Annotated in this window: 24 protein-coding genes and 3 pseudogenes; 15 read left to right on the top strand and 12 right to left on the bottom strand. The window is 61.9% G+C overall.

Annotation, left to right across the window (positions count from 1 at the left end; translation table 11 throughout):
• Window positions 1-8: 8 nt before the first annotated feature.
• Window positions 9-1,721, top strand: coding sequence for a SulP family inorganic anion transporter (locus AC0V2S_RS16020; RefSeq protein ID WP_475510598.1), 1,713 nt, complete (start codon window positions 9-11; stop codon window positions 1,719-1,721).
• Here the strand turns inward: AC0V2S_RS16020 and AC0V2S_RS16015 are convergent.
• From AC0V2S_RS16015 to AC0V2S_RS15995, 5 genes and pseudogenes are all read right to left on the bottom strand, one after another.
• Window positions 1,648-2,684: pseudogene (locus AC0V2S_RS16015) on the bottom strand (YeiH family protein). The gene AC0V2S_RS16020 and the pseudogene AC0V2S_RS16015 overlap by 74 nt on opposite strands.
• A gap of 61 nt (window positions 2,685-2,745) precedes the next feature.
• Complete coding sequence (locus tag AC0V2S_RS16010; RefSeq protein ID WP_475510597.1) at window positions 2,746-3,156, bottom strand: GFA family protein; 411 nt, start codon at window positions 3,154-3,156, stop codon at window positions 2,746-2,748.
• Window positions 3,153-4,517: an MFS transporter gene (locus AC0V2S_RS16005; protein ID WP_475510596.1), complete on the bottom strand. Its 1,365-nt coding sequence runs from the start codon at window positions 4,515-4,517 to the stop codon at window positions 3,153-3,155. The genes AC0V2S_RS16010 and AC0V2S_RS16005 overlap by 4 nt, the downstream gene beginning before the upstream one ends.
• A gap of 42 nt (window positions 4,518-4,559) precedes the next feature.
• A complete protein-coding gene (locus AC0V2S_RS16000) occupies window positions 4,560-5,066 on the bottom strand; it encodes a flavin reductase family protein (protein ID WP_475510595.1) in 507 nt (168 codons plus the stop codon).
• A 45-nt stretch (window positions 5,067-5,111) separates the two neighbouring features.
• Entirely contained in the window at window positions 5,112-6,179 is a 1,068-nt protein-coding gene (locus AC0V2S_RS15995; protein WP_475510594.1) for an LLM class flavin-dependent oxidoreductase, read from the bottom strand.
• Window positions 6,180-6,262: 83 nt separating this feature from the next.
• Here AC0V2S_RS15995 and AC0V2S_RS15990 point away from each other — a divergent pair, with 83 nt between their 5' ends.
• From AC0V2S_RS15990 to AC0V2S_RS15975, 4 genes are all read left to right on the top strand, one after another.
• A complete protein-coding gene (locus tag AC0V2S_RS15990; protein WP_475510593.1) occupies window positions 6,263-7,177 on the top strand; it encodes a LysR family transcriptional regulator in 915 nt (304 codons plus the stop codon).
• A 131-nt stretch (window positions 7,178-7,308) separates the two neighbouring features.
• A complete protein-coding gene (locus AC0V2S_RS15985) occupies window positions 7,309-7,866 on the top strand; it encodes a DUF3077 domain-containing protein (RefSeq protein ID WP_475510592.1) in 558 nt (185 codons plus the stop codon).
• A 334-nt stretch (window positions 7,867-8,200) separates the two neighbouring features.
• The gene (gene csrA / locus AC0V2S_RS15980) at window positions 8,201-8,377 is read left to right on the top strand and encodes a carbon storage regulator CsrA (RefSeq protein ID WP_475510591.1); all 177 of its coding nucleotides are present in this window, start codon (window positions 8,201-8,203) and stop codon (window positions 8,375-8,377) included.
• A gap of 15 nt (window positions 8,378-8,392) precedes the next feature.
• A complete protein-coding gene (locus AC0V2S_RS15975) occupies window positions 8,393-8,635 on the top strand; it encodes a hypothetical protein (protein ID WP_475510590.1) in 243 nt (80 codons plus the stop codon).
• A gap of 254 nt (window positions 8,636-8,889) precedes the next feature.
• Here the strand turns inward: AC0V2S_RS15975 and AC0V2S_RS15970 are convergent, their stop codons facing one another.
• The 6 genes and pseudogenes from AC0V2S_RS15970 to AC0V2S_RS15945 form a co-directional block, all read right to left on the bottom strand.
• Window positions 8,890-10,842 carry a PhoX family protein gene (locus AC0V2S_RS15970; RefSeq protein ID WP_475510589.1) on the bottom strand — a complete coding sequence of 651 codons (1,953 nt, stop codon included), beginning with the start codon at window positions 10,840-10,842 and terminating at the stop codon, window positions 8,890-8,892.
• A 42-nt stretch (window positions 10,843-10,884) separates the two neighbouring features.
• Window positions 10,885-11,670: an energy transducer TonB gene (locus AC0V2S_RS15965; protein WP_475510588.1), complete on the bottom strand. Its 786-nt coding sequence runs from the start codon at window positions 11,668-11,670 to the stop codon at window positions 10,885-10,887.
• A complete protein-coding gene (gene tolR, locus AC0V2S_RS15960; protein WP_475510587.1) occupies window positions 11,667-12,110 on the bottom strand; it encodes a protein TolR in 444 nt (147 codons plus the stop codon). Before tolR ends, AC0V2S_RS15965 begins: the two co-directional genes overlap by 4 nt.
• A gap of 10 nt (window positions 12,111-12,120) precedes the next feature.
• Complete coding sequence (gene tolQ, locus AC0V2S_RS15955) at window positions 12,121-12,828, bottom strand: protein TolQ (protein WP_475510586.1); 708 nt, start codon at window positions 12,826-12,828, stop codon at window positions 12,121-12,123.
• A 77-nt stretch (window positions 12,829-12,905) separates the two neighbouring features.
• A complete protein-coding gene (locus AC0V2S_RS15950) occupies window positions 12,906-14,798 on the bottom strand; it encodes a phytase (protein WP_475510585.1) in 1,893 nt (630 codons plus the stop codon).
• Window positions 14,799-14,903: 105 nt separating this feature from the next.
• A pseudogene (locus AC0V2S_RS15945) lies at window positions 14,904-17,325 on the bottom strand (TonB-dependent receptor); the annotation flags it as partial.
• A gap of 605 nt (window positions 17,326-17,930) precedes the next feature.
• Between AC0V2S_RS15945 and AC0V2S_RS15940 the strand changes: the two are divergent.
• The 6 genes and pseudogenes from AC0V2S_RS15940 to AC0V2S_RS15915 all read left to right on the top strand — a co-directional run bounded on the left by AC0V2S_RS15940 (window position 17,931) and on the right by AC0V2S_RS15915 (window position 20,566).
• Entirely contained in the window at window positions 17,931-18,095 is a 165-nt protein-coding gene (locus tag AC0V2S_RS15940; RefSeq protein ID WP_475510584.1) for a hypothetical protein, read from the top strand.
• Window positions 18,096-18,189: 94 nt separating this feature from the next.
• Window positions 18,190-18,360, top strand: coding sequence for a hypothetical protein (locus AC0V2S_RS15935; protein ID WP_475510583.1), 171 nt, complete (start codon window positions 18,190-18,192; stop codon window positions 18,358-18,360).
• Window positions 18,361-18,379: 19 nt separating this feature from the next.
• Window positions 18,380-18,772 (top strand): annotated as a pseudogene (locus AC0V2S_RS15930) (diguanylate cyclase domain-containing protein); the annotation flags it as partial.
• 6 nt (window positions 18,773-18,778) lie between these two features.
• A complete protein-coding gene (locus tag AC0V2S_RS15925; protein ID WP_475510582.1) occupies window positions 18,779-19,813 on the top strand; it encodes an AraC family transcriptional regulator in 1,035 nt (344 codons plus the stop codon).
• A 171-nt stretch (window positions 19,814-19,984) separates the two neighbouring features.
• A complete protein-coding gene (locus AC0V2S_RS15920) occupies window positions 19,985-20,263 on the top strand; it encodes a type II toxin-antitoxin system RelE/ParE family toxin (RefSeq protein WP_475510581.1) in 279 nt (92 codons plus the stop codon).
• Between the two features lie 15 nt (window positions 20,264-20,278).
• On the top strand, window positions 20,279-20,566 hold the full coding sequence (locus AC0V2S_RS15915) for a HigA family addiction module antitoxin (protein WP_475510580.1): 288 nt from the start codon (window positions 20,279-20,281) through the stop codon (window positions 20,564-20,566).
• Between the two features lie 30 nt (window positions 20,567-20,596).
• Here AC0V2S_RS15915 and AC0V2S_RS15910 read toward each other — a convergent pair whose 3' ends face one another.
• On the bottom strand, window positions 20,597-21,394 hold the full coding sequence (locus AC0V2S_RS15910; protein WP_475510579.1) for a DUF3313 domain-containing protein: 798 nt from the start codon (window positions 21,392-21,394) through the stop codon (window positions 20,597-20,599).
• A 184-nt stretch (window positions 21,395-21,578) separates the two neighbouring features.
• Between AC0V2S_RS15910 and AC0V2S_RS15905 the strand changes: the two genes are divergently transcribed.
• The 4 genes from AC0V2S_RS15905 (at window position 21,579) to AC0V2S_RS15890 (ending at window position 24,357) form a co-directional block, all read left to right on the top strand.
• Entirely contained in the window at window positions 21,579-22,100 is a 522-nt protein-coding gene (locus AC0V2S_RS15905) for a GNAT family N-acetyltransferase (protein WP_475510578.1), read from the top strand.
• 87 nt (window positions 22,101-22,187) lie between these two features.
• Window positions 22,188-22,886 (top strand): hypothetical protein, encoded by a 699-nt coding sequence (locus AC0V2S_RS15900; protein WP_475510577.1) that lies wholly within the window; start codon window positions 22,188-22,190, stop codon window positions 22,884-22,886.
• 199 nt (window positions 22,887-23,085) lie between these two features.
• Window positions 23,086-23,394: a DUF6482 family protein gene (locus AC0V2S_RS15895; protein ID WP_475510576.1), complete on the top strand. Its 309-nt coding sequence runs from the start codon at window positions 23,086-23,088 to the stop codon at window positions 23,392-23,394.
• Window positions 23,395-23,493: 99 nt separating this feature from the next.
• A complete protein-coding gene (locus AC0V2S_RS15890; protein WP_475510575.1) occupies window positions 23,494-24,357 on the top strand; it encodes a LysR family transcriptional regulator in 864 nt (287 codons plus the stop codon).
• The last annotated feature ends 5 nt before the right edge of the window (window positions 24,358-24,362 follow it).

The following is a 24,362-nucleotide window of genomic DNA, read 5'->3' as shown; positions in this document are numbered from 1 at the left end:
GAGGCCTTATGCGAGCGTTTTTGCCAACCTGGATGCACCGCTATCAACGGCGCTGGCTGAGCCTGGATATGGTCGCGGGCCTGACGGCTGGCGCGGTGGTGATTCCCAAGGCCCTGGCCTACGCCACCATCGCCGGGCTGCCGGTGCAAGTCGGGCTGTATACGGTTTTTGTACCAACGCTGATTTACGCGTTGCTGGGCGGCTCACGACCGTTGAGCGTCAGTACCACTACCACGCTGGCCATTCTCACCGCCACGGCCCTCAGCCAGGCGGGCATCACCCCGGAAAACCTGGCCACGGCCGCCGCCACCCTTGTGGTATTGGTCGGCATCACCTTGGCCGTCGCCGGCTTATTGGGGCTGGGCTTTGTCGCCAACTTTATCTCCGAGCCGGTGTTGATCGGCTTCAAGGCGGGCATCGGGATTGTCATCGTGCTCGACCAACTGCCCAAGCTATTGGGCATTCACATTCACAAGGGTTCGTTTGTGCAGAACCTGGTGGCAACCGTCGAAGGCATACCCCACGCGTCCCTCCCCACGGTCGTACTAAGTGTCACCATGGTGGCCGCCCTGGTACTGCTGAAAAAGTATGTGCCGAAGGTGCCGGCGCCCTTGGTGGTCGTGGCATTGGGGATTGCCTGCATCGGCCTGTTTGGCTTTGAGCGTTACGGCATCGCCACAGTGGGCGCGATTCCCGCCGGGCTGCCGCCGCTGACTTTGCCGGACTGGCATCTGGTGGTGCAGCTATGGCCCGCCGCCATGGGTATCGCGCTGATGAGTTTCACCGAAACGATTGCCGCAGCCAGAGCCTTTGCCGCCCACGACGACCCCAGCGTGCTACCCAACCGTGAACTGCTGGCCACCGGTTTGGCGAATGTAGGCGGTGCGTTTTTCGGCGCCATGCCGGCCGGCGGCGGCACCACGCAAACGGCGGTAAACCGTCTGGCGGGGGCGCAAACGCAACTGGCCGGGCTAATCACGGCATTGCTGGCGCTGGCGGCGTTGTTGTTGCTCGGCCCGGTGATTGGGTTGATGCCCGACGCCACCCTGGCCGCTGTGGTGATCGTCTATTCGATGGGGCTGATCCAGCCGTCAGAGTTTCGCGACATTCTGCGGGTGCGCAAAACCGAATTTATCTGGGCCGTGGTGGCGCTACTGGGGGTGATGCTGCTGGGCACGCTGCAGGGCATCGTGGTGGCCATTGTGGTGTCGCTACTGGCGTTGGCGCATCAGGTATCCGACCCGCCGGTGTATGTGCTCGGGCGCAAGCTGGGCACCAATGTCTTCCGCCCGCAGAGCCCGCTACACCCCAATGACGAGCACTTTCCAGGCTTGCTTCTGCTGCGCCCCGAAGGCCGTCTGTTTTTTGCCAATGCCGAACGGGTCGGGCAGAAAATTCTACCGCTGATCGCCCAGGCACACCCGCAGGTGGTGGTGCTGGATTTAAGCCGGGTGTTCGACGTGGAATACACCGCCTTGAAGATGCTCAATGACTTTGAGCAACGCCAGCGGGAAAAGGGCATTACGGTGTGGATGGCCGGCCTTAACCCAGGGGTTTCGGCCATTATTCTGCCGTCGCCGCTGGGGCAGTTACTCGGCCCCGAACGGCTGTTTTACAACCTTGAGCAGGTGGTGACGCGCTATGGGCTTAACGTGCAAACAGCAACAACGCTAATACCAGACAAGCCAGAAACAGGGTTTCCCCCACCAGCAACGCAATAGGCCGCCAGCCCACGGCAGCCAGTTTCTGCAACGAGGTTTTCACCCCAAGCGCCGCAATGGCCGTTACCAGGCAGGCTCGCGATAAATCGCCAAGCGCATTGCTCGCCGCCGCTGGAATGGCGCCCAGGCTGTTGACCACCACCAACGCAATAAACGCCGCCAGAAACCCCGGAATCAGCGCCAGGCGTTTTTTCCCACCACCGGCCGCCGCGCATTGACGGCGAAATAGCGAAGCCAGTACCACCACCGCGGGCACCAGCAACGCCACGCGCAGCAGTTTCACCACCGTGGCGATATCGCCCGTGGCCGGCGAAATCATATAGCCGGCGCCCACCACCTGGGCGACGTCATGGATGGTGCCGCCGATAAAGATCCCCGCCTGTTCTGGTCCCAAGCCAAGCAGCTTGCTCACGATCGGGTAGCTGATCATGCCAGGGTCGATAGGCCGGTTACCCCGACCACCGTCACCAGCGTGTCGCGCTCGCTGTGTTCGTGCTTGGGCAGAATCGCCGAAATAGCCAAGGCCGCCGACGCGCCGCAAATAGCCACGGCACCTCCGGTGAGCGCGCCAAAGTCGGCGCGCAATCCCAGCAGGCGCGCGCTCAGCCAGCCCACGGTGATGGTCAGCGCCACTGCCGCTACAGCGGCAACTACGGTCGACACACCCAGCGAGCCGATCTGCTCCAGGGTGATACGCGCCCCGAGCAGCGCCACACCCACGCGCAGAATATGCCGCGCGGCAAACTCGATACCGGGCAGGCAGCGGCCGTCCTCGCTGAGAAAATGACAAGCCATGCCGAACAACAACGCATAGAGCAACGTGGGGCCGCCGTAGTGGTCAGCGATAAACGCCGAGGCCATGGCGATAGCCAAGCTGACCAGCAAGCCGGGCGCCAGGTTTTGCAAGGCAAGCAGCAGGCGTCGCGGCGCAGGCCTTGGGGCCGCCGTAGACAAATTCTTCATCGGTTTTTCTCGTTGCAGGCAGCCCGTAGTGGCCAGGCAACTACGGGCTTTGGGGGTTAACTCAAACGCTGGCGGCCTGGTCGAAACGCGGCATGTCCGAGGCCAGTTCCACCCATGGCTGCGCCGACGCACACCACAGTTGCACCTTGGGTGTGATGCCGCTGGTGTCTGCCAGCGCGCCGGCTTTCAGGGCGACCAGCGCAGGCAGCGCGGCCATTTCGGTGTAGATCGGCGTGCCGCAGTTGCCGCAGAAATGCCGACGTACCGACGCGCCACTGGCGCCCTCGGTGAACACGCTTTTCAGACTGTCGCCCGACACGTGCAGGGCGTTGGCCGGCACTAGCAGGTTGACCGAAAACGCACTGCCCGATTGCTTCTGGCAATCATGGCAGTGGCAGATGGCAGTGGTGACGGCCGCGGCATCGCATACAAATTCAATCTCGCCGCACAGGCAATTGCCGGAGTAACTCATGGGTAATCCTCAACAGGGGTAGAACGGGGTTGCCACTGCACCGCGTGTTGCGCGGTGTGGGCGAATGAACGACGCGCACTGGCAAACAGCAGGCAGGCCAATCCGCCGCCTACAGAGGTGACTAGCAGAATCGCGTAATGGGTGCCGGCCGGGCCCAGCCAGTGATCGGTCAACAGGCCCACGGCCACCGGCCCGCAACCGGCGCCCAGCAGGCTGAGTACGCCGGTGAACAGCGCCATGAATTGGCCGCGCAAAGGCGCCGGGGTGATATCCACAATCAGGGCGGCACCGACGCCGAACAGGCAGGTCCAGAGCAGCGAGGTAAACAGCAGAAACACCAGTGCCCAGGGTGCGCTGGGCGCGAGCAACATCGGCACGCTGAACAGCGGCAACGCAATGCTCGCCGCCAGCGCCACGCGCAAGTTGCCGCCGACCACGCCGTTGTTGCGCCAGTACTCGCCCAACAGGCTGGCGAGCATCACGCCCAGCGGCCCGCACACGCACATGATGGCGCCCATCCAGGCGCCGATGCGGGCGTACGTCCAACCAAACTCGCGCACAAAATAGCTCGGCACCCAACTGCCGCTGCCGTATACGCCGGCGTAAAAACAGCCGGCGCCGAGCAGGATGCCGACGAAGGTGCGCCGGTGTTCCAGCAGGTACGCCTGCACCTCGGCCAATGGAATCGTGGCGGGAGTGGCGTGCTGAACAATCCCTCGCTCACGCGGTTCCGGTACGCCGCGCAGCAACAGCAAAATAAACAGGCCCGGCAGACCGATGGACATCAAGGTGGTTTGCCACGGCTGCAGCGCGCCAAGGCCCGGTAATGTCAGCGGGTGGGCGGTGAAATAGCCCAGCACCAGCCCGGTCGCCAGCAGCCCGGCGCCCGCGCCAAACGAGGCGCCCATGCCGAACACGCCCAGGGCGCGGCCGCGTTTTTCGGCGCCGAACAGGTCGCTGATCAACGACACCGCGCCCGGCAGCAATACCGCCTCGCCCACCGCCACGCCCACCCGCGCCAGCAGCAAGTGCCAGAACTCGGTAGCCAGGCCGCCGGCCGCGGTCGCCAGGCACCACAGCGCCACGCCCAGGGTGATGATCCAGCGTCGGTTGCCACGGTCGATCAGCCGCGCAATCGGCAAGCCCACCAGCGAGTAAAACGCGGCAAAGGTGAAGCCATGCAGCACGCCCATCCAGCTGTCGTTCACCTGCAACGCTTGCTGAATCGGCCCCACCAGCAAGGTGAGAATCTGCCGGTCCATGATCGAAAACACATAGGCCAGCAACAGCACGCCGACGGCGTAGTTAGCCCGCGCAGGGCTTATCGCGTAAGCCTGGGGAAACTCGGTGGCACTCGACATACAAAACACCTCACGCCTTTTTATTGTTGTAAGTGCGTGCGCCTAGACTGCCGCCGCCATGGCCGGCAGTTGCAGGCGCCGGTAGCCGCCGCCGTGGAACACCAATGGCGCGCGCTCGACGCGTTCGAAGGCCAGTACGTGGCCGACCAGAATGATGTGGTCGCCGCCTTCGTACTGGTACGCCGTGCGGCATTCGAAGCGCGCCGTGCAGCCGTCCAGCAACGGAATGCCGTCGGGCCCGCGACCAGGCGTCAGACCGGCAAATTTATCGCCGCCGCTTTTGGCAAACCGGTTGGATAACGGCTCCTGCTCGCTGGCCAGAATATGCACCGCGAAATGGCTGGCCTGGGTAAAGGCCGCCGCCGAGGTGGAGTCCTTGTTCAGGCTCCACAGCACCATCGGCGGGTCGATGGACACCGAGTTGAAGCTGTTGGCGGTCATGCCGTAATCGAGGCCATCGGCCCCGCGTGTGGTCACGATGGTGACGCCGGTAGTAAAGGCGCCAAGGGCCTGGCGAAACTGGCGGGCATCGAAATCAGCGTGTTGCATAACAAGACTCCTGCGCCCCACAACCGGGGCGGTCGGGGAAAAGGGTCATTGGCCGAGCAGCGGCATTACCAGACGGCCGAAGCGCTCGGCTTCTTCGTGATGGGGGTAGCCGGACAGGCAGAAACCGGTGCAGCCCGCCTCGACGAACTCCATCAACTGATCGGCCACTTGCTGCGGGTTGCCGACCACGGCGACACCGGCGCCAGGGCGCACTTCGGTGATACCGGTCCACAGGTGCGGGCGCAGCTTGCGGCCCACGGTTTTCGACAGTTCGGCAGCGCGTTGGCTGGCCACGGAATTGCTTTTGGCGGCCAGTTGCACGGCGGCGGCCAAGGCCGAGTTTTCCGCACCGGCAATCAGCGCGTCGGCCGCAGCCCAGGCCTCGTCTTCGGTCTCGCGGCAAATCACCTGCAGGCGCATGGCGAAGCGGATTTCGTTCTCGCGGCCATAGCGAGCGGCGCGGGCGCGCATCTCGATAATCTGCCCGGCGATGCGCTCGGGATAGTCGCCCCAGAACAGATGCACGGCGGAATGCTTGGCCGAAATTTCCGCCGCCTGCTCCGAACCGCCACCGAGGAAGAACGGCGGATGGGGGCGCTGGAACACCTCGGGAATCACTTTCGGCCCGTGGGTGTGGAAGTAGGTGCCGTTGTGTTCGACGCCCTCTTCCATCCACAGCCGTTTCATCAGTTCGACTTCTTCCAGCAACTGGTCGTAGCGCTCTTCCTTGGAGGCCAACTGGCCCTCAGCGTAGGAGTCTTTTTCGCTCACGCCGGCGATCAGGTTGAGGTAGATGCGGCCCTGGGTGAGCTGGTCAAACGTGGCGATCATTTTTGCCTGCGCAACCGGGTGCACGTAGCCCGGTTTGAGGGCCACCAGCATTTTCAGTTTCTCGGTGCGTGCGGCCAGGTAGGTCGCCGTTACCCAGGCGTCCCAGCAGATGGCGCTGACGGGCATCAGCATATAGTCGAAGCCAGCGGCTTCGGCGGCCAGGGCCACACGCTCGAAGTGCTCGCGGGACTGGGCAATGTTTTGGCTAGGGTCGCCAAAGGCCGAGGTATCGCCGAGGGTTGGGCAAAACCAGCCCATGTTCAGGGGAGTCTTATTGTTCATTGTTTGTGCTCTGCCGCCGTGGGGGTGGGCGTACTAAAGCAAAGCCTTGACAATGAGTGAAATGAATATCCACCATTCCAACAATGAACAAACCTAATATCCGTACTCTGGACCTCAACCTGCTGGTGGTGTTCGCCACCCTGTGGGAAACCCAGCACGTCACCCGTGCCAGCGAGCGCCTGGCGCTAAGCCAGTCCGCAGTCAGCCATGCGCTGCGGCGTTTGCGTGAACGCTTGGACGACGAGCTGTTTGTGCTCGGCCGCGGCGGCTTGGTGCCCACCTCGCGGGCCGGCGAACTGATCGGCCCGATCCGCGAAGCCCTGGCGCAAATTGACCAAGCGCTACAAGGCGGCGACGCCTTTAACCCGGCTACGGCCGAGCGGCGCTTTCGTCTTGCCGCCGGCGACTTCGTGGAGTTTCTGATTCTGCCGCGGCTGTTGCAGCACCTCGCTCTCGAAGCGCCGGGCGTGGTGATCGCCGTTGAACCGTTGCCTGCACCCAGCGCCCTGCCCGGCCTGCTGGAAAGCGGCGCCGTCGACCTGATGATCAATACGCCAACCGCCGTGGGCGCCGGCGTACGTTTCGAGGCCATCGGCGAAGTGCATTTGCAGAGCCTGATCTGGCACCAGGAAAAATTACCGGCCGGGGTATTTCCGCTCGAACTCTACGTTGAGCGGCCCCACGTGGTGATCAATATGCAGGACCGTGGCGGTAACCCGATTGATCAGGCCCTGGCAGCTCTTGGCTTGGCGCGACGCGTTGGCGCGGTGGTGCAGAACTTTATGGCCATGCCGATGATTGCCGCGCAGACCGGCTACATCTGCAACCTGCCCGGCCCCATCGCCCAGGTGTTTGCCGGCACCTTTGGCCTGAGCTGTCACCAGCCGCCGGTGGACTACCCGGCACCGGAGCTGATGACCTACTGGCACGCGCGCCAGGATGCCGACCCAGCCCTGCAATGGCTGCGCGCGCAAGTGAAGCGTTTTGCTCAACCGTAAAAATCACGCCCGCTTGGCCACTCGGATAAAACGTTAGTCCTACAGGCGCCTGCTAACGCTCCTATTGGAACGTCCCCTGCCCTCCAGCCACTCTCAGTACGCGCAATTTCGCGCCTGAAAAGGACTGCATCATGGACAAGGACAGCATCAAAACCGAAGACGGCCACCGTTTTCACCCCACCGGCGATGTCACGCGCCATCGCTCGCTATTCGCCGTTACGCCCGACGTACCGGTCATCGACGCCCTCACCAGTGTTTCCTGCCTGCTGAGCACCCTGGAAGACGGCATCATGGATGCCGCCATGGGCAGCCAGCCCCTGCAAGACAACGCCGCCTGGCTCACCCATCACACCCTGCAGTCGGCCAAAGCGGTGGTGGATTCGTTAATCGGCTGCATGGAAGCCCAGGACCTCAGGGAACACCTGAAAACCCCATGGAAGCGGGAACGCGGCTTTGTGCATTACTACATACTCGACGAGGCACATATTCAGCGCGCGCCGTTCGGCAAGTACGGCCCGTTTGCCACGGCCAATGAACTGCGCAAGGTGCTGGACCGCCTCGAAGACAAGTTTCCCGATCTGGTGCTGATCAGCCGCAGAGCCTGCCTGGCGGCCGACCTGATTGGCGAAACAGAGCTGGATGAAGAGCACGACAGGACGATGGAGAAGCTCGCCGAACTGGGCGTTTAACGCCTGCTTTACCGGGCGCGCGCCAGTCGGGTCCTCTGCTGGCGCAGCGCCTGTCTGAACTCCACTTCACCCTACCTCCCCCTAACCAACGTGCCTTTCAGCGCTTTAGGCGTTTTCAGCACCTGCGGAAAACAGCCAATTCCCTGAAAGCCCCCAACACGCAGGGCGAATACACGCGCGGCGGGTATCCGCAAGCACGGCGCAGTGCTGCAAACGACCCAATCAAACGTCAGGGAAAAATTCTTGAAACCTCTGCGCAAATTCCTAGGTCATAGCCCTCAAGTGGAGTGCCAACAGGCGGTGCTCCGGCATCGTGACCCACTGGAGCAGGCTCATGCTGATTCTTACCCGCCGCGTAGGCGAAACTCTGCAGATTGGTACTGACATCTCGGTGACTGTGGTTGAGGTCAATGGCAACCAGGTGCGCATTGGCATTGCCGCGCCGAAGGACGTGGCGATCATGCGCGACGACGCCAAAAAACGACAACCTGCAGCCGCCACTCCAGCCTGAAATGCTGGATACCGCATGCCGCGCCGCATCCTGCATGAAGGCCCCGCCGAGATCATTCTCTGCTTTGCGCAGGGCTCCATCGAGTTGAGCCAGGCCACGGTTATTCGTGAGGAGCGCCTGGGGGTGTATTCGGCCTCCGCCGCCGCCAACGACTCGGTATTCCCTAGCGGCGCCAACTACGTGATTGTGCGATTTGCCGGCGAGCAGCTCTCCGGCAATGTCACCCAGCAGGCCAAGGCCACCCTCTTCTTCTCCTGAGAAAACTACTGCGCTCGGTTTGGCTGCGTTAAAAGCAGGCGAAAAATGCTCATTGACTCGGTGTCAACTGCGCTTTTTCCCCTGCTTTTGCCTTGCCAAACCTTCGCTCGCTACGTTTTCAAAACGAAACTACTGCGCTCGGTTTGGCTTCGATAAACGCAGGCGAAAAATGCTTATTGACTGGGTGTCAACTGCGCTTTTTCTCCCGCTTTTGCCTTGCCAAACCTTCGCTCGCTACGTTTTCAAACGTAGCGTTATGCGCCGATCACGCCGCCATCGATGCGGGTAATCATCACGGTCGTAGAGCGCGGGCGAGTCTTGCCGTCGCTGGCGGGAAAGCTGATGCCGGGGTGCTGGATATTGGCCCACATCGCCTTGCCGTCCGGGCTCCAGGCCAGGCCGGTGATTTCACAGCCACGCGGCCCCACCATAAAACGGCGCACTTCACGGGTTGATGGATCGGCGCATAGCAGCTGATTGCAGCCCATGTTCTGCATCGCCGGTTCCACGTCGTCGTAGTCCGTCTGAATCCATAAACGCCCGGCGCCATCGAACGCCAAACCATCCGGCGACGACAGAATGTCGCCGTTGATGGTGCCGGTGAGGTTGGCCGGCACCGGTTTGCCGTCTTTGCCCTTGGTGCCCTGCGCCTCCCCTGCCAGCAAAAACAACTCCCAGGTAAATGCCAGGGCGGTCGGGTTAGCGTCTTGCTCGTTGAACCGCAGGATATGCCCGTGCAGGTTTTGTGCACGCGGGTTGGCGTTGTCCAGCGGCTGTTTGCTGCCGCGCCCGTCGTTGTTGGTGAGGGTCACGTACACCTCGCGGGTGCGCGGGTGCACGGCAGCCCATTCGGGGCGGTCCATCGGCGTGGCGCCTGCCTTGTCGGCGGCGGCGCGGGCGTTGACCAGCACCTCGGCCTGGCTGGCAAACCCGTTCTCGGCGGTCAGACCGTTCTCGCCATGCACCAGCGCCAGCCACAGGCCCTTGCCGTCGGCATTGAGTTTCGCGGCATAGAGCGTGCCGCTGTCGAGCAGGTCGCGGCTGGCCTTGGGGTTGGCCACATCGTGGGTGCCGCTGGGCACGAATTTGTAGATGTATTCGCCCTTGGCATCGTCGCCGGAATAGAACGCCATCTTGCCGTCATCGCCCAGGCTCAGCGCCGCGCATTCACGGCTGAAACGGCCAAAGGCGGTGCGTTTGATCGGCTGCGCAGTGGGGTCGAACGGGTCGATTTCCACCACCCAGCCAAACCGGTTCGGTTCGTTGACGTGCCCGCCGTGGGGTTGGCTGGCGTCCGGAGTGGCGTTGAAGCGTGGGTCGGCACTTTCCCAGGCGTAGTTTTTACTGGTTCCGCTTGAGGCCAGGCCATAGCGCTTGTGGGAAACGCGCTGGGCGAAGTCGGCCTGATCACGGTTGATAAAGTAGTTCGGCCAGTTCTCTTCGCAGGTCAGAAACGTGCCCCACGGCGTTACGCCGGTGGCGCAGTTATTGAGGGTGCCGAGCACTTCGAGGCCCGCGGGATCGCTGGCGGTTTGCATCAGGGCGTGGCCAGCTAGTGGGCCTGCCAGACGCATGGGCGTGAGCATGCTGATCCGGCGGTTATAGGCCGAATCGAGCACGCGCACCCATTGGCCATCGGCGCCTTTTTTCACTTCGATTACCGACACACCGTGGGCGGCCTGCTCTTTGCGCACTTCGTCCAACGAGCGTGGTTTGCTCTGGTCGATGGTGCTGGAGGGGTGCAGATGCGGGTTGATGTATTCGTGGTTCATCACCAGCAGGCCACGGTCGGTCTCGCCCTCGAACGCAAAGAAATCCATGCCGTCGTGGTTATCGCCGGCTTGTTTCAACTGGGCCTGCCAATCGTCGCTGGCATCCGGGTTCCAGGCTGGCGCGCCCGCCTCTACCGGATCGCCCCAGGAGAAAAACGGCACCGCGCGATAACCCTCGGCAACCACTACGCCGTCAAAATGCGGGTCGAGTTGCACCGGCACGCCCTTGAAGTTCAGCAGCGAGCTCGCGCCCAGTTTGCTGCACGCGCCGATGCCGCCGAAAAAGCCGAGAATTGCCACACTCAATCCGCCCTTGAGCACATTGCGTCGGCTGGGGTTAAGGATGTCGGCCAGGCTCGGGTTGCCGCTGGGGTTGATGGCAATGTCGTCGTGGCTTTCCAGACGGGTATGAAACTGCTCGTGATCGTGGCTCATGACGGCTCTCGTAAAGTCTGTGCCCGGCGCTTGGCGCCGAACTTACTCGATTCGGTAGTGAAAGGTGTTTTTTACGTTGCTGACGCTGATGGCCTGGCCATCGACGATGCGCGGCTGATAGCGAAAGGTAAGCGCCGCCGCCAGCGATGGCCGCACCAGCAGTGGATGGCATTGGCCCAGCACCTGCGGGTTGTCCACCCGGCCTTGCGGGGTGACGGTGTAGGTCACGGTGCAGTCGCCTTCGACGCCTTTTTCCAATGCCTTGTCCGGATATTCCGGGGCTTCTTTGCTGACCGGCAGATAGGGCCGGCTTTCGGCGGCCAGGGCGGCGGCGGCAGCGCGTGCTTTGGCGTCGGCCTGGGCCTTGGCTGCAGCGGCCACTTGTTGCTGACGTTGCTGCTCGGCTTGTTGTTGCTCTGCTAGTTGTTGCGCGCGATCGGCCGCTTGCTGTTCCTGCTCTTGCACACGTTTGCGGGCCAGGGCGGCGTGGTCGATGGTGGGCTTGGGTTTCGCTTCGACGGGTTTAGCCACCACCGGCTTTGGCGCAGGCGCCAACACCTCAGGTTGCAACGGCACGGGAACCGGCGCTGCAACCACCGGTTCAGGTGCGGGCGGCTGCGGCGGCGCCAAGGTGATCAACTGCGTGGTCATCACCTGACTCGGCGGCTCCGGCGGCGGGCTGGTTTGCCAATGGCTGATCAGCACCAGCACCGCCACCGCATGCAAACCCACGGCAATGCTGACCGCCAGGGCATGCCGCGACCAGACACGGTTGGGCCATTGCAGGCGGGGCATGGGCTGAGCGGCAGACATGAGCGCCGCACTCATTGCGGCGCCTCGGTGATCAGGCCCAGGTTGCGCACGCCGCCCTTTTGCAGCGCCGCCATCCCGGCCACCACCGTGGCGTAGTCAGTGTTGTGGTCGGCGCGGATATACACCTGGGTGTCGCCACGGGCCGCGATGATGGCGCCGACCTTCGCAGTCATTTCATCCAGGCCTACGGCGCTGTCTTCTTTTTCATGACTGTCGAGCTCGGCGCCGACGTTCCAGTAATACCCGCCATCAGCCTTCACCGAGAGCGTCAGAATCTGCTGCTGGCTATTGCTGGCCAACGCTTCGGCGGCCACTTTCGGCAGCTCGATTTTTACCCCTTGGGTGAGCATCGGCGCGGTGACCATAAAGATCACTAGCAGCACCAGCATCACGTCGATATAGGGCACCACGTTCATTTCGGCCTTCGGCCCGTGCTTGCGAACTGGCTTGCGCATAACCTGCTCCTCAGGCCGCTTGCGCAAGGCGCGTGGTGGCTTGCAGCGCGCGGTGCAGGCGGCCTTGCAACTCGTTGCCGAAGCTGTAGAAGCGCGTGCTCAGGGTTTCCACCCGGGCGGCGAAACGGTTGTAGGCGATCACGGCGGGGATGGCAGCAAACAGGCCGATAGCCGTGGCAATCAACGCCTCGGCAATGCCAGGGGCCACGGTGCCGAGCGTGGCTTGCTGCACCTGCGACAAGCCGATAAAGGAATTCATGATCCCCCACACAGTGCCGAACAGGCCGATATACGGGCTGACCGAGCCGACGGTGGCGAGAAAGGCCAGACCCTTTTCCAGGCGTTCCTGTTCCTCGCTGATGCTCACCAGCAGGCGGCGTTCCACGCCGTCTACCACCGCTTCCGGAGTAATGCCCGGCTCGCGGCGCAGGTGGGTGTATTCGCTAAAGCCCTCGTGGAAAATCCGTTGCAGACAAGCGTCATCGTCCAGCTGTTCGCCGCCTTCGCGGTACAGCTGAGCCAGGTCGCTGCTGTTGCGAAATTGCAGTTGGAATTGCTTGAGCAGCCGTTCGATACGGCCCAACAACAGGCTGCGTTGCACGATCAAATACCAGCTAACCAACGAGGCCAGCAGCAGAATCACCATCACGCCCTTTACCAGCAGCGAGGCATCGTTGATCAGGCTCCAGACGCTCATTTGTTCGAGTGTGCTGTGCATGGTGCAGCTCCTTATTTCATAGCCCCGCTAACGGGGCTTGTTGTACGGCTATTCGATTACGCGGGCGTGACAGTCGCTTATGGCAGGCCCAGGGTTTTGGCCACATCACGCCACGGCACCAGCTTGAAGTTCTGGGTGCTCTCGGGCATGCGCTTGCGGCCGTCCTGCACCACCAGCAAACCTTGGCTCCACGGGCCGCCGAGGTTGGCGCCGGTCACTTCCAGGCCATCGGTTTCCGAAGCGCCGTCGATACCCAGGGCACCGTTCAGGCCGACTCGAAATGCGCCATGCACGGCAAACGGCGGCTGGGCATCGAGCAGCACATAGCTGTCGTTGCCCTGGCTGGACACCACCAGGTAGTTGCCGCGTGCGCCGTGATAGAGGCCCATGCCTTCCACATCCGCCTTGAGCACATCGCCAACCTTGAGCACGCTGGTCAGCTCGCCGGAGGCATCCGGGCGCGCATCCAATGCCCATACGCCGACGTCTTCTTCACCTATAAACAGGCGCTGTTGCTGGTCATCGGCCACGCAGCCTTCGGGCTGGCTGTCCACCTTGAAGCGGCGTACCTGTTGGCCCTGAATCTGCCCGTGCTCATCGCTCAGGCGGTATTGCAGGAAGGTGCCGTCCTTGCCGTTGGCGAACGCATACAGCTCGCCCGGCGCCGGCTGGAACAGGCAGATGCCGTAGATTTCCGCCAGGGGCGTGCGCACTTCGCCGGCTTCGCGCAGCTCGCCCGTGACGCGGTCGATGGCGAAAAGGCTGATGCTGTTTTTGTCGCGGTTGCTGGCCACCGCCAGGTCGATGGGCTTGCCGGCCAGGGTGAAGCCAGCGCGCACGTCGACGTTATTCAGCCGCCCCACTGGCAGCTCTTGCAGCAAGCGGCCATCGAGGTCGTAGGCCAGCAGGCCCTGTTTCTTGTTGGTGCCGAGCACGCGCGACAAGTGCGGCTGGGTCGGGTGCAGCCAGATCGCCGGGTCATCGGCGGCATCGCCTTGGCGGCCGACCGGTTCGGTCTGGCGCAGCGCCGGCACATTGGGCAGGGGTGGCGGCAAGGTTTGCGGTGTTGGCTTCCAGTTCAACTGGCCTTGGTAGATGCGCTTTTGCTCGCCGTCTTCAATCAACAGTTCCAGGCCGTTGGCGGTGACGCGGGCGTCGAGGCGCTCGGGTTCCTGCATGCCGCTCAGCGGCAGACTGGCCACGCCTTTCCACTGCTCGCCTTCTTGTTGATAGAGGTGCAGCGTGGCGTTCTCGCTATCCAACGCCACCAGGCCGCCCGGCACACTCACCATCGCTTGCGGGCTGCCGGCGAGCGTGCCAAACGGCGCACGCAGGTCCACAGGAACTCGCGCGGTATCGGCTTCTGGTGCAGCGGAAAACGCCCACAAGCCGACGCCTTCTTCATTCACATACAAGCGATTGGCGGCGTCATCGGCGTGGCAGTATTCTGCGCCCGGTGGCGTCGGTACGCCGCGCAAACGCAGCGGTTCCTTGTTCAGTTGCGTGCCGCTGCCGACCAACCATTGCTCGCCCTTGCCGTCTTCGCCGAGCAGAAACAGATGCAGGTTGGCGGCTTCATCGCGGTACAGGCACAGGCCCGACACGGCGTAATCGCGCGCCGGCAACAACAGCGGTTTGGCCCACTGGCGCGATTGCGGGTCGAGCAGCACCAGCGCCGCTTGCTGGGTGGCGCCATCGATGCTGGCGACCAGCACGTTCTGGCCCAGTGTACGGCTATCAAGGCCACTGTAATTGCCCGGCAAACGCGCCAGCTCGGCACCGTCGGTGCTCAGTAACAGCAGGCCATTGCGCTCACTGGCGGCCAGGCGCAGATCGGCGCTGTTGGCCGCGTCAGCTGGCAGAAAACGTACGTCTTCGGCCTGCACTTTCGCCGAAGCGCTCCAGGGCGACAGACTTACGGCAGGTTGTGCTTCGCTGGCCTTGGGCAGCACATCGCAGCCAGCCAGCAACAGGCCGGCGACAGCAACGTTCGGGTAAACAACGGGTTCATCAAAGCGGTGTCCTTGTACTAAAACGCACAGGCCACGCGCGCCACGCGGGGCGCGCGGGCGCAATCAGAAGTGGGTGAAGGTCAGGCCGAGCTTGTAAGTCGGGCCGTATTCTTCGTATTGACCGTTGTAGGCACCGCTGCCGGTGTACACGTAATACGACTCGTCGGTGAGGTTCTGCGCCTCGAACGACAGCTGCAGGTTCTTGGTCAGGAAGTAGCGCGCGGTGAAGTCGACAAAGGTCTGGTCGTCACGTGCAGGTCGTGAGCCTTGTCGTCGATGGCGGCCACTTCGTAGAGATAGTCGGATTTGTAGTTGGCCGACAGGCGCAGGCTGAGCTTGTCGTTCTCCCAACCGAGCATCACGTTGCCCACGGTGTCGGACTGGAACGGCAGGTCGATATCGCGCTTCTGCCCCTGCCCTTCGATATGCGCGTCCGAGCGGCTGAACGTGGCGTTGGCGCCCATCAGCAAACCATTCCACGGCGCCGGCAAGCTGCTGAATTTCTGCTGCCAGGCCAATTCGATACCGTACAAGTCGGCGCTTTCGCCGTTGGCAAAGGTGTTGGCTTCGTCGAAGTCGGCCCAACGGCCGCTGCCGGACAGGTCGGCGTTGTACACGAAGTTTTCGATGTCTTTGTAGAACACGAATGCCGACACCACGCCGTCTTTGTTCAGGTAGTGCTCGATGCCCAGATCGAAGTTGCTCGACTCCAGCGCATCAAGATCCGGGTTACCGAATTCGGCCTCATCGCCATCAATTACAAAGCCCGGCGCCAGCTGTTCGAAGCTTGGCCGCACCACGGTGTTGGTCCAGGCGAAACGCAGCTGGGTTTGCTTGTCGACCTGGTAGCGCACGTGCAGGCCAGGCAGCCAGTGGTCGTACTTGTTGTCAGCGTCGCTGGCCACGTAGGCGCCATCTTCAATACCGGTGCCTTTGGCCTTGAACTCGGTGCCCTCGTAGCGCAGGCCGGCGATGATGCGCCAGGCGTCCACGTCCACGGTGTGCATCAGGTAGGCGGCGTTGATGTCTTCACTCATGGTGAAGTCGTTTACCCGCGACTGTTCTTCGTCGTAGAACTCGCTGCGGTCCAGACGGCGAGCAGGTTCTTGATGGAGCTGGCGCTGATGCCGGGGCCGAAGTTGTCCAGGCTGTAGTGCACGGTGCCTTTGGTGTATTGAGTCAGCGACAGCTCGTCGTCGGTGATGCCGTAGTTGTCGAAGTCTTCGTACTTCCAGCTGTTGAGGTCGTTGTCTTTGTCGCGGCGGCTGAGCTTGCCGCCGAACTTCACCTGGGCGCTGTTGCCGGCCAGTTCGTAGTCGCGGGCGAAGTCGAGCTTGATGTTTTTCTCGGTGTCGGTGGTGTTCTGTTCTTCCCACTCCACGCTGTCGAGTCGAAGTTGGCCGGGTTGTAAAACTCGCTGCCGATGTTCAGACGCGGCTTGGAGGAGCTGCTAAAACCGCTATCGCTGAAGTCGTCGGTGCCTTCGAATGTCGCCGAGGCGATATGGCCGGGGCTGTCTTCGCTGGACTCGCTCCAACCGGCCTGGGCATTGAGGTCCAGTCGCCGCGCAGGGTTCGCTGCCCAGCACGTAGCTCTGGATTTCTGGGTTTCTTCGCGGCTCTTCAGTTCGCGCCATCCTTCGCTGTCGCCCGTTTCGCCTTCGGCCTGAGCATCGGCAAATTCGACGCCGGCGGCGTTGCGGGTTTCGGTGTCTTTGTAGCGGCTGTAGAGGGTGCGCAGGTAGTAGCTGTTGTAGTCGTCGGCCTGGTAATCGAAGTTCAGGCCGGCGCCGGTGCGCTCACGGGTGATGTCGTAATCGCGCTGCTCGAATTGCTCCAGCTTGCGCCGTCTTCGAAGTCCCAGTCGCCGCCGGTTTCCACGTTGTCGGAACCGAAATCACGTTGCCCCAGCTCACTGCTGCGGCGACGCCAAAGTTATTGGTGCCGTCGCCCAGGCTAAAACGGTCGCTGGCCGCGCCGGAGACTTTCGGGCTGTTCTGCCGGTGTTGTCGTCGTGGCTGCCTTCTACGCTGCCGGTGTAGAACAGGCCCTTGTGGTCGAAGGCCGACAGGCTCTTGACCTCGATGGTGCCGCCCAGGGAGTTGGCGTCCATGTCCGGGGTGAGGGTTTTGATCACGCTGAGTGACTGCACCAATTCAGAAGGCAGTACGTCGAGGGCGACGGCGCGGGTGTCGCTGTTAGGCGAGGGAATCAGGGTGCCGTTGATGCTCACGCTGTTGAGGTCCGGGCCCAGGCCACGCACGCTCACAAAGCGCCCTTCGCCCTGGTCGCGCTCCACGCTCACACCGGCAAGCGCTGCGCGGCTTCGGCCACGTTCTCATCCGGCAGCTGCGCCACGCCGTCGGCGCTGACCACGCTTTTCACCGTGTCGGCGGTGCGCTGTTCTTGATGGCCTTGTCCATGCTCACGGCCTGGCCGACCACATTGACGTGCTCGGTGTCGCCGTCGGCGGCCACTTCGGCACGGGTTCGGCAGCCAGCACGGCACTGGCGGCGATGGCCAGGGTCAGGCGCTGAGGGCATGCCCGGCACGGCGGCCTGGCGGAAATTCAACGTCATCGGTAACTCCCCATGTGGTCGCAAAGGCCAGGCTGGAACCCGGCAAGTGGAGCGACACGCTAGGCAGCGGCCATGACGCTTCTGTGACAGCACCCGCCGCAAAGCCAGTGAAACCGGGGGTTTTACGGGGTTTGGCGCACCGAATGGGCTGAAATGACCCGGCCAACGATGGCCCCAGCCATACCCGCTGTCATCTGCTCAGCGCAACGCAAAAAAAACCGCACGATTGCCTGAGCCCAATTGACCTCCCCCATTGCAACCTGAGTGTCATAAGGCTCTGGTGAGCTGGGCGGCATAGATACTTCGTTGCCTCGCTATTCTGGATCCCCGCCTGCGCGGGGAAGACGGAGGTGCTTGGCATTACACCGTCATCCCCGCGCAGGGGGGATCTAGATTTTCGCGACGTAGCGGCAATGGCAGTGCCCCCAAAAAGGAAGCCGAAATGAAATCCAGCCTGCTGCACCACCACCGTCTGAAACTCACCGCGCTGTTCCTGGGCGGCCAACCTGGGTTTGCTGCTGCACCTGGCCGTTGGCGACCTCAAGGCCGTGGCCGAATGGGTGTGGCTGGATATCGTCGGTGAAGGCGGCTCCACGCTGTTGGCGCTGGTGTGGCTGGGGCTGATTCTGAAAAGCCGGCCGGCCGGGCGGGTGACCAATCTGCTGCCATCGGCTTGAGCTGCGTGTTCTTTTCCTGGTGGATCGACCTGCTCGACGAATTTATCCGCCTGCCCGATGCCATCACCTGGACCACTGGCTGGAGTCGGCGCCGATGCCGGTGGGCCTGCTGTTTCTGACCTACGGCATCTACCACTGGCACCACGAACAACTGGCCATTTCGCAGCAGATGGAAAAACGCGAGCGGCTGTTCGCGAGCACCGTCTGTTCGACAAACTCACTCCGCTGGGTGGCGCCGACTACCTGCGCAAGCAGCTGGAGTTGAGCCTGCAACAGAGCGCCCGCGAGCAGCAGCGCTGTCGTTGGTGGTGGTGGATATAACCAGTTCGACACGATCACCAACGCTACGGCATGACGAAGGGGACCGCGTGTTGCAGGCTGTCACCCAGCTGTTGCTGCTTAATCTGCGTCAGCAAGACTTGCTCTGCCGCCTGGCCGGCGACCGCTTTGTGGTGCTGCTGCCCAACACCGGCGAAACCCTGGCTGCCCAGTTGGCCCGCGAGCTGGCCGAGTCGCTGCAGCATCTGGCGCACAAGAGTCGCCAGCATGGTGAACGCATTCAATTGAGCGCGGCGGCAGCCACCGTTATGGCCCTGCATGAAACGCCGGAACACCTGCTGCAACGTTTAAATCTGGCCCTGGCCAAAGCCAAGCGTCCGCTGGCTTTGAGCGCCTGACCGGCCATGACACTGCCCTGCCCCTGGTACGAGTGCGACAGCCGCATCATCGCCGCGCACCAGCAGCCCGCCACGCTGATCGAACTGTGCCTGTCGCGCGGCATCGACAGCCATCGCCTGCTGCGCGGCACCGGCCTGTTCGTAGAAGACGTGCCCAAGGCCGACACCCTGATCAGCCCCGGGCAGTTCCTCACCCTGATCGACAATGCCCAGCGATTGCTGGGTGCCGATGACTCCAGTTTTCTCTTCGGCCAACGCCTGCTGCCCGGCCACCACGGCGCCGCCAGCCAGGCCCTGGCACTGGCCAATAACCTGCAACAAGCGCTGGAACTGTTGAGTGAGCTGCGAGCCCTGCTCTCGCCGCTGCTTAGCCCACGGTTGCTGCTGGATGACCAGCACGCATACCTGTACTGGCTCGACAGCTGTGGCGCCGGCGAGCAGCAACGGTTTTTGCTGGAAGCCAATATGACTGCGGTTGTCGCCATGAGTCGCCGTCTGGGCGGTGAACACCTGCCCTGGCAATGCCACTTCCGTGGGGCAGCGCCGCGCTATATCGAACAATACTGGGTCAACCTCGGCGAAGACCTGCACTTCAATCGGCCCTATAACCTGCTGCGCCTGCCACGCGAATGCCTCACCAAGCCCTGGCCGCAAACCGTGCAAAGCACTGCGCAGGTCGCCTGCCAGCAAGCGCGCGCACAGCTGCAAAGTTTAGGCGCCGAAGCGAGCCTGCTCGACACCCTGCAACGCTGGCTATTTCGCCACGTGCGCCAGGCCCCCAACCTGGAACATGCCGCCGCCGCGTTCGCCATGAGCCCGGCCACGCTCAAGCGCAAACTGCACAAACACGGCACCAGCTACCAGGAACAACACGACCAGATCCGCATGCTGGTGGCGCTGTACCTTTATCAACTCAAGGGCTACAGCAACGACGAAGTCGCCAGCCATTTACGCTTTCACGACGCCACCAACTTCCGCCGCTCGTTCAAGCGTTGGACGGGGTTGGCGCCGAGTGCGTTGTTGGCATTGTTGCGGGGCTAGCGGTTTTCCGCTGCGGGCTTAGGCAGCGTCCTCCAGACATCAGTATTTCTCTCTTTCTATAGTCGATCGCCGCTGTCACAACGGCACGGCGAGAAGAGAGATGGAATGGAATGCCACTTCCACGCAAGCACGGCTTGCAAAGTGTGATCTAACACATCACACTCAACGCACATGATTGTCAGTTTCCAGCACAAGGGTCTGCGCCTTTTCCATGAGACAGGCTCCACCCGCGGCATTCGAGCCGATCATGCGAAGCGACTAGCGCGCCTACTGCAACTTATGGACGACGCCGTGACACCCGCCGAATTGGAAATTCCTGGCCGACGGCTGCACCCGCTTAGTGGTGAGTTGGCTGAGTTCTGGTCGCTCAGTGTCAGCGGCAATTGGCGGCTGATCTTTCGCTTTATCAATAACGATATCGAGCTGGTCGATTATCTGGATTACCACTGACTAGGAGTACCCGACATGGGCATGTTCAATCCGCCTCATCCGGGCGAAACCCTGCTGGAAGATGTTCTTCCAGCACTGAATATCAGCATCGCGGAATTTGCCAGACGCCTGGGTTTTGCCCGCGAAACACTTTCGCGCATTCTCCACGGCCACGCTCCGATCAGTCCTGATCTGGCGGTGCGCCTGGAGCGCGCCGGAATCAGCACCGCCCGCCTTTGGCTAGCGGTACAAGCTAGCTACGACATCTGGCAAGCCGAGCACCGTCCACAACCACCTATCGAACGTTTTGCGTCGATGAGTTGAGCGTCAACTTGCAGCATCATGGGCGGCCGATTACGTATCACCCACCGCCCATGAACGGTTACTCAGTCGGCGTAACACAATTCCCCGCCGCCCGGCGCATGCACAAGCGATAGCGCAGCAACTCGGCCCAGTAACGCTCGGCCTCGTGACGTCATTCCACGAGTCATACGTACCGCTTTCAAACAGCCCGATGATGGGCTTGCGCGAGCCAACGCGGCGGTCAATTTCGGCAGCGATGACTTCTCCGGTCTGGGAGTCAACCATCTTGCCTTCAATGGAAATTTCGCCGGTGAAAGGTGGCTGCCCGGTGGTTTGCGTAATGCCTTGCATCGCGGCGGCCTTGGCACCTGGCAGGCCTAGGGGAATGGGAATATAGGAGGCGGCCTTCTCGGTGGTATTGGCCTCTTGCGCCTCTACGATGGCAATGGAGATATGCAAGGTATCGGGCCCTGCGGCATCCACGATCTGGTAGTCCTTGCCCAGGTGGTCAGTCACCTGTTTATGAAAACTCTGCGCAATCAGATTGGCCTGGTCTTTAGAAGCGGCATGCAGCTTGGACGTGGGATCGGCGTAGATCTGGATAGGGTCCAGCCATACCTTTTTGTAGCGGGTAAAACTCGCCGCAGTGGCGTACTTGGGGTTGCGGTACAGGCGCAATGCCTCACCGTCACCGCCTTCTTTCATCTGCGAATAAAGATCGCCGAGAAAGCCTGAGCCTTTAACGTCTTCGCCCAGCGTGGTGCTTCTGCCCGGTTGCGAGGTGGAGGAACAACCCACCACCACTGCGAGTGCCAGGCCACAAGTCAATGAATGTCGAAGTGCACGCATGCAGTCATCTCCGCTTACCGTAAAAGATTTCCTTCCGTTGATACCCGGACTGCCACTGCCTGAGCCGAGCCTTGGCAAGTGTAGTGACTGGTTGAAAAAACGCAGGGCAATAAAACGGCTCTAGGCCGGCGGCTACGCACGTTTTACAGTGCGCCTCAACCGAACACTATTCACGAGCCCGCCGATGCGCAAAGACACCATCCGCTTGTTGCTGCGCCCGCCCTCGTTGGCCGACCTGGAGGTGTTCCACGCCATCCACGCCGACCCCGCCACCAACCAGTTCAATCCCGCCGGGCCCATGCTCCACCGCCAGCAGGCCGAGCACGTATTGGGCATTTGGCTAGGCCACTGGCAACACTACGGCTACGGCCAATGGGCGATTGCGACACACCACGAGCCGGAGCAAGTTATTGGCTTTGGCGGCATAGCCCCGCGCCTATATGGCGACGTGGAGCGCCTGAACCTTGGTTACCGGTTTGCCGAGCAAGCGTGGGGCAAGGGCTACGCCAGTGAACTGGCAGCGGCCTCACTGGCGTTCGCGTTCGAAGACCTGGGCAAACCCGAGGTATTTGCCGTGGTGCGCCCTGCGCATCTGGCCTCGATACGGGTGTTGGAAAAGGTCGGCATGCAGCGCATCGATGTGCTGGACGATGTACCGGGGCAGGCGCCGAGCTGGGTGTATAGGGCAAGTCGCGCCAGCTCCTAGACAAAGGCGGCGCGCTTGAGTAGCGTCCGGTTTTTAGCCCGTGGTAGCGGGCTTGAATACCCTCTTCCAACATGGATGTTCTCCCGTATGACGCCGTCTGAAAGCACCCCGATCGAAGCCCCTGCGCCCTATACCGACCACCTGCCTTCACTCAAGCTGGCGGGCGCGACACTGCTTACCATCGGGGTGATTGATATAGGCGTGATTGTCTATTGCTTCAGCAACAACCTGAGGTACTCCTCTGGTTTCCACTTCTTCGGCGTGATCGCAGGGCTCCTGCTGATGTGCGGCAGTTTGCGCACGGCGTCTTTGGTGCGCTGGATAAGTGTGATGACACTCAGCGCGTTTGCCGCTTCGCTACCGTTTCTGCCCTTTTTCCAACCGTTGGATTTAACGCTGGTGCAGGCACGCCTCGCACCGTGGGAGTTCGTTTTTGCAGCCGCTCTCTATGGCGCGATAAGCGTGTTGCTGGTCTGGCTTGTTGTCTTACTGGGCGACCCCACTGTAGAGGCCGCCAGGGCAGCCAGCGGCCGGCGCAAACGGGATATGCGCATTCCAGTGGGCTTGGGTGCTGGGATGATTTTGCTGACATTCGTATCGGTGAAAGTGGCGCTCAACGGGGAAACGGCCGAAAAAGCCAAAAACGCGGCGATGGAACGTGCCGGCCCGGAATATCGCTACACCGTCAGTGCCATAAAGATATCGAGCCAATCCGTCTCGGCTTTTGTCACGGTCTGGAACGACAAAGAGGTGTTCCAGATCCCGGTTTCCTGGAAAAAACAGTAGCCGCAGCCCTGAAAATTGCCGCCAGAACCCGCATGGCAAAGCCCTTAAAGTGAAATTCTTCGCATTGGAAACTATACAAAACGCAAATCTCGCATACGGTTAAAAAAGGCACCCCGGTTTGTGTCGTACCGGTATCTGGCGGCGAGGTCTTTGGCTCTCGCTGCACCCTGCGACACATGCCCAAGCGAGGGACGCGAGCATGAATATTCAGGATGTCTACGAGTACGCCTCGGTAGGCGATTTGCAAGGGTTGGAACTGTTGTCGCTGGTGGGCGGCATTTATCTGTTGCAGGCACAGATCGAGGGCCGGGTGCATGCCATCAAAATGCAGAACGGCAACACGCTGCGTTTGCGTTCGGTAACCCAGGCGCGGGAGTTGCTGCAGGGGCTGCCGGTGGTGGTGCCGTTTCACCTGGTGCACTGCGAGGTGCATACCGAAATGTGTGGCTTCGAGCAGGATGCTCAGGAACCGTTACGCGAGCCGATTCCGCTCACGACAGCCTGGTGACTGACGCTCGATAGCGCTCACACCCCCGTCACATAGCCGTCATGTTTTTTTAATACTGTTGCCACCTCGGGCGTTCTGCCCTGGGTGACGACTACTCCTATGCTTTGCGCCGAACTCAAATCTTTCCATATGGTGGCCCGCCTGGGCAGCATCACGCAGGCGGCGAAAAAGCTTGGTCTAAGCCAGCCCACCGTGACTACCCAGATCCGTCATCTTGAAGGGCAGTACGGCGTCGAGCTGTTCTACCGTGGCGGCCGGCGCCTGACCTTGAGCGACGAAGGTGCGCGCCTGCTGCCCATGGTGCAGAACCTGTTGCAGCAGGAAGCGGATATCGAGTTTTTTCTGCGCAATAGCGGCCAGGTACAGGGCGCGCTGCGGGTGGGGGCAACGGCGCCCTATTACGTGTTGGACTTGGTGCGCGGCTTTCGCGAGCAATTCACGCAGTGCGAAGTCACTCTCACCATCGGCAACTCTCAGGAAGTGATTGAGGCCCTGGAGGATTACCGCGTCGACCTCGCAGCCTCCTCGCAACTGCTGGAAGACAGTCGCCTGATTCGCGTAGTGCTAGGCCACGACCCACTGGTATTGGCCGTGCACCGCAGCCATCCATTGGCGGTACATAACCGTGTGCCGCTCAGCGCACTGGCCGGGCATTGTTTGCTGATGCGCGAGACCGGTTCGAGCACCCGCGTGCTGACGGAGAATCTGTTGCGCGAAGCCGGCATCGCAACGGGCCCCCTGCTGGAAATCGGTAGCCGTGAATCCATCCGCGAAGCGGTGCTGCGCAATATCGGCATCAGCATCATCGCCCGCCACGAGGTGCCGGATAATCCGCAACTCAAAGTAGTGGAGCTCGAAGGCGCGCCGCTGATGGCCGAGTATTTGTACTGCTTGAAAGAGCGCCGTCATGCGCGATTGCCCGCGGCTTTTTTGAGCCTGGCGCGCAGCGGCGCCGCTAGCTGAGCGCC

The sequence above is a fragment of the Pseudomonas sp. CC11G genome (assembly GCF_056174845.1).
The sequence above is the reverse complement of the archived record's forward strand: the minus strand, read 5'-3'. Positions and strand labels throughout refer to the sequence as shown.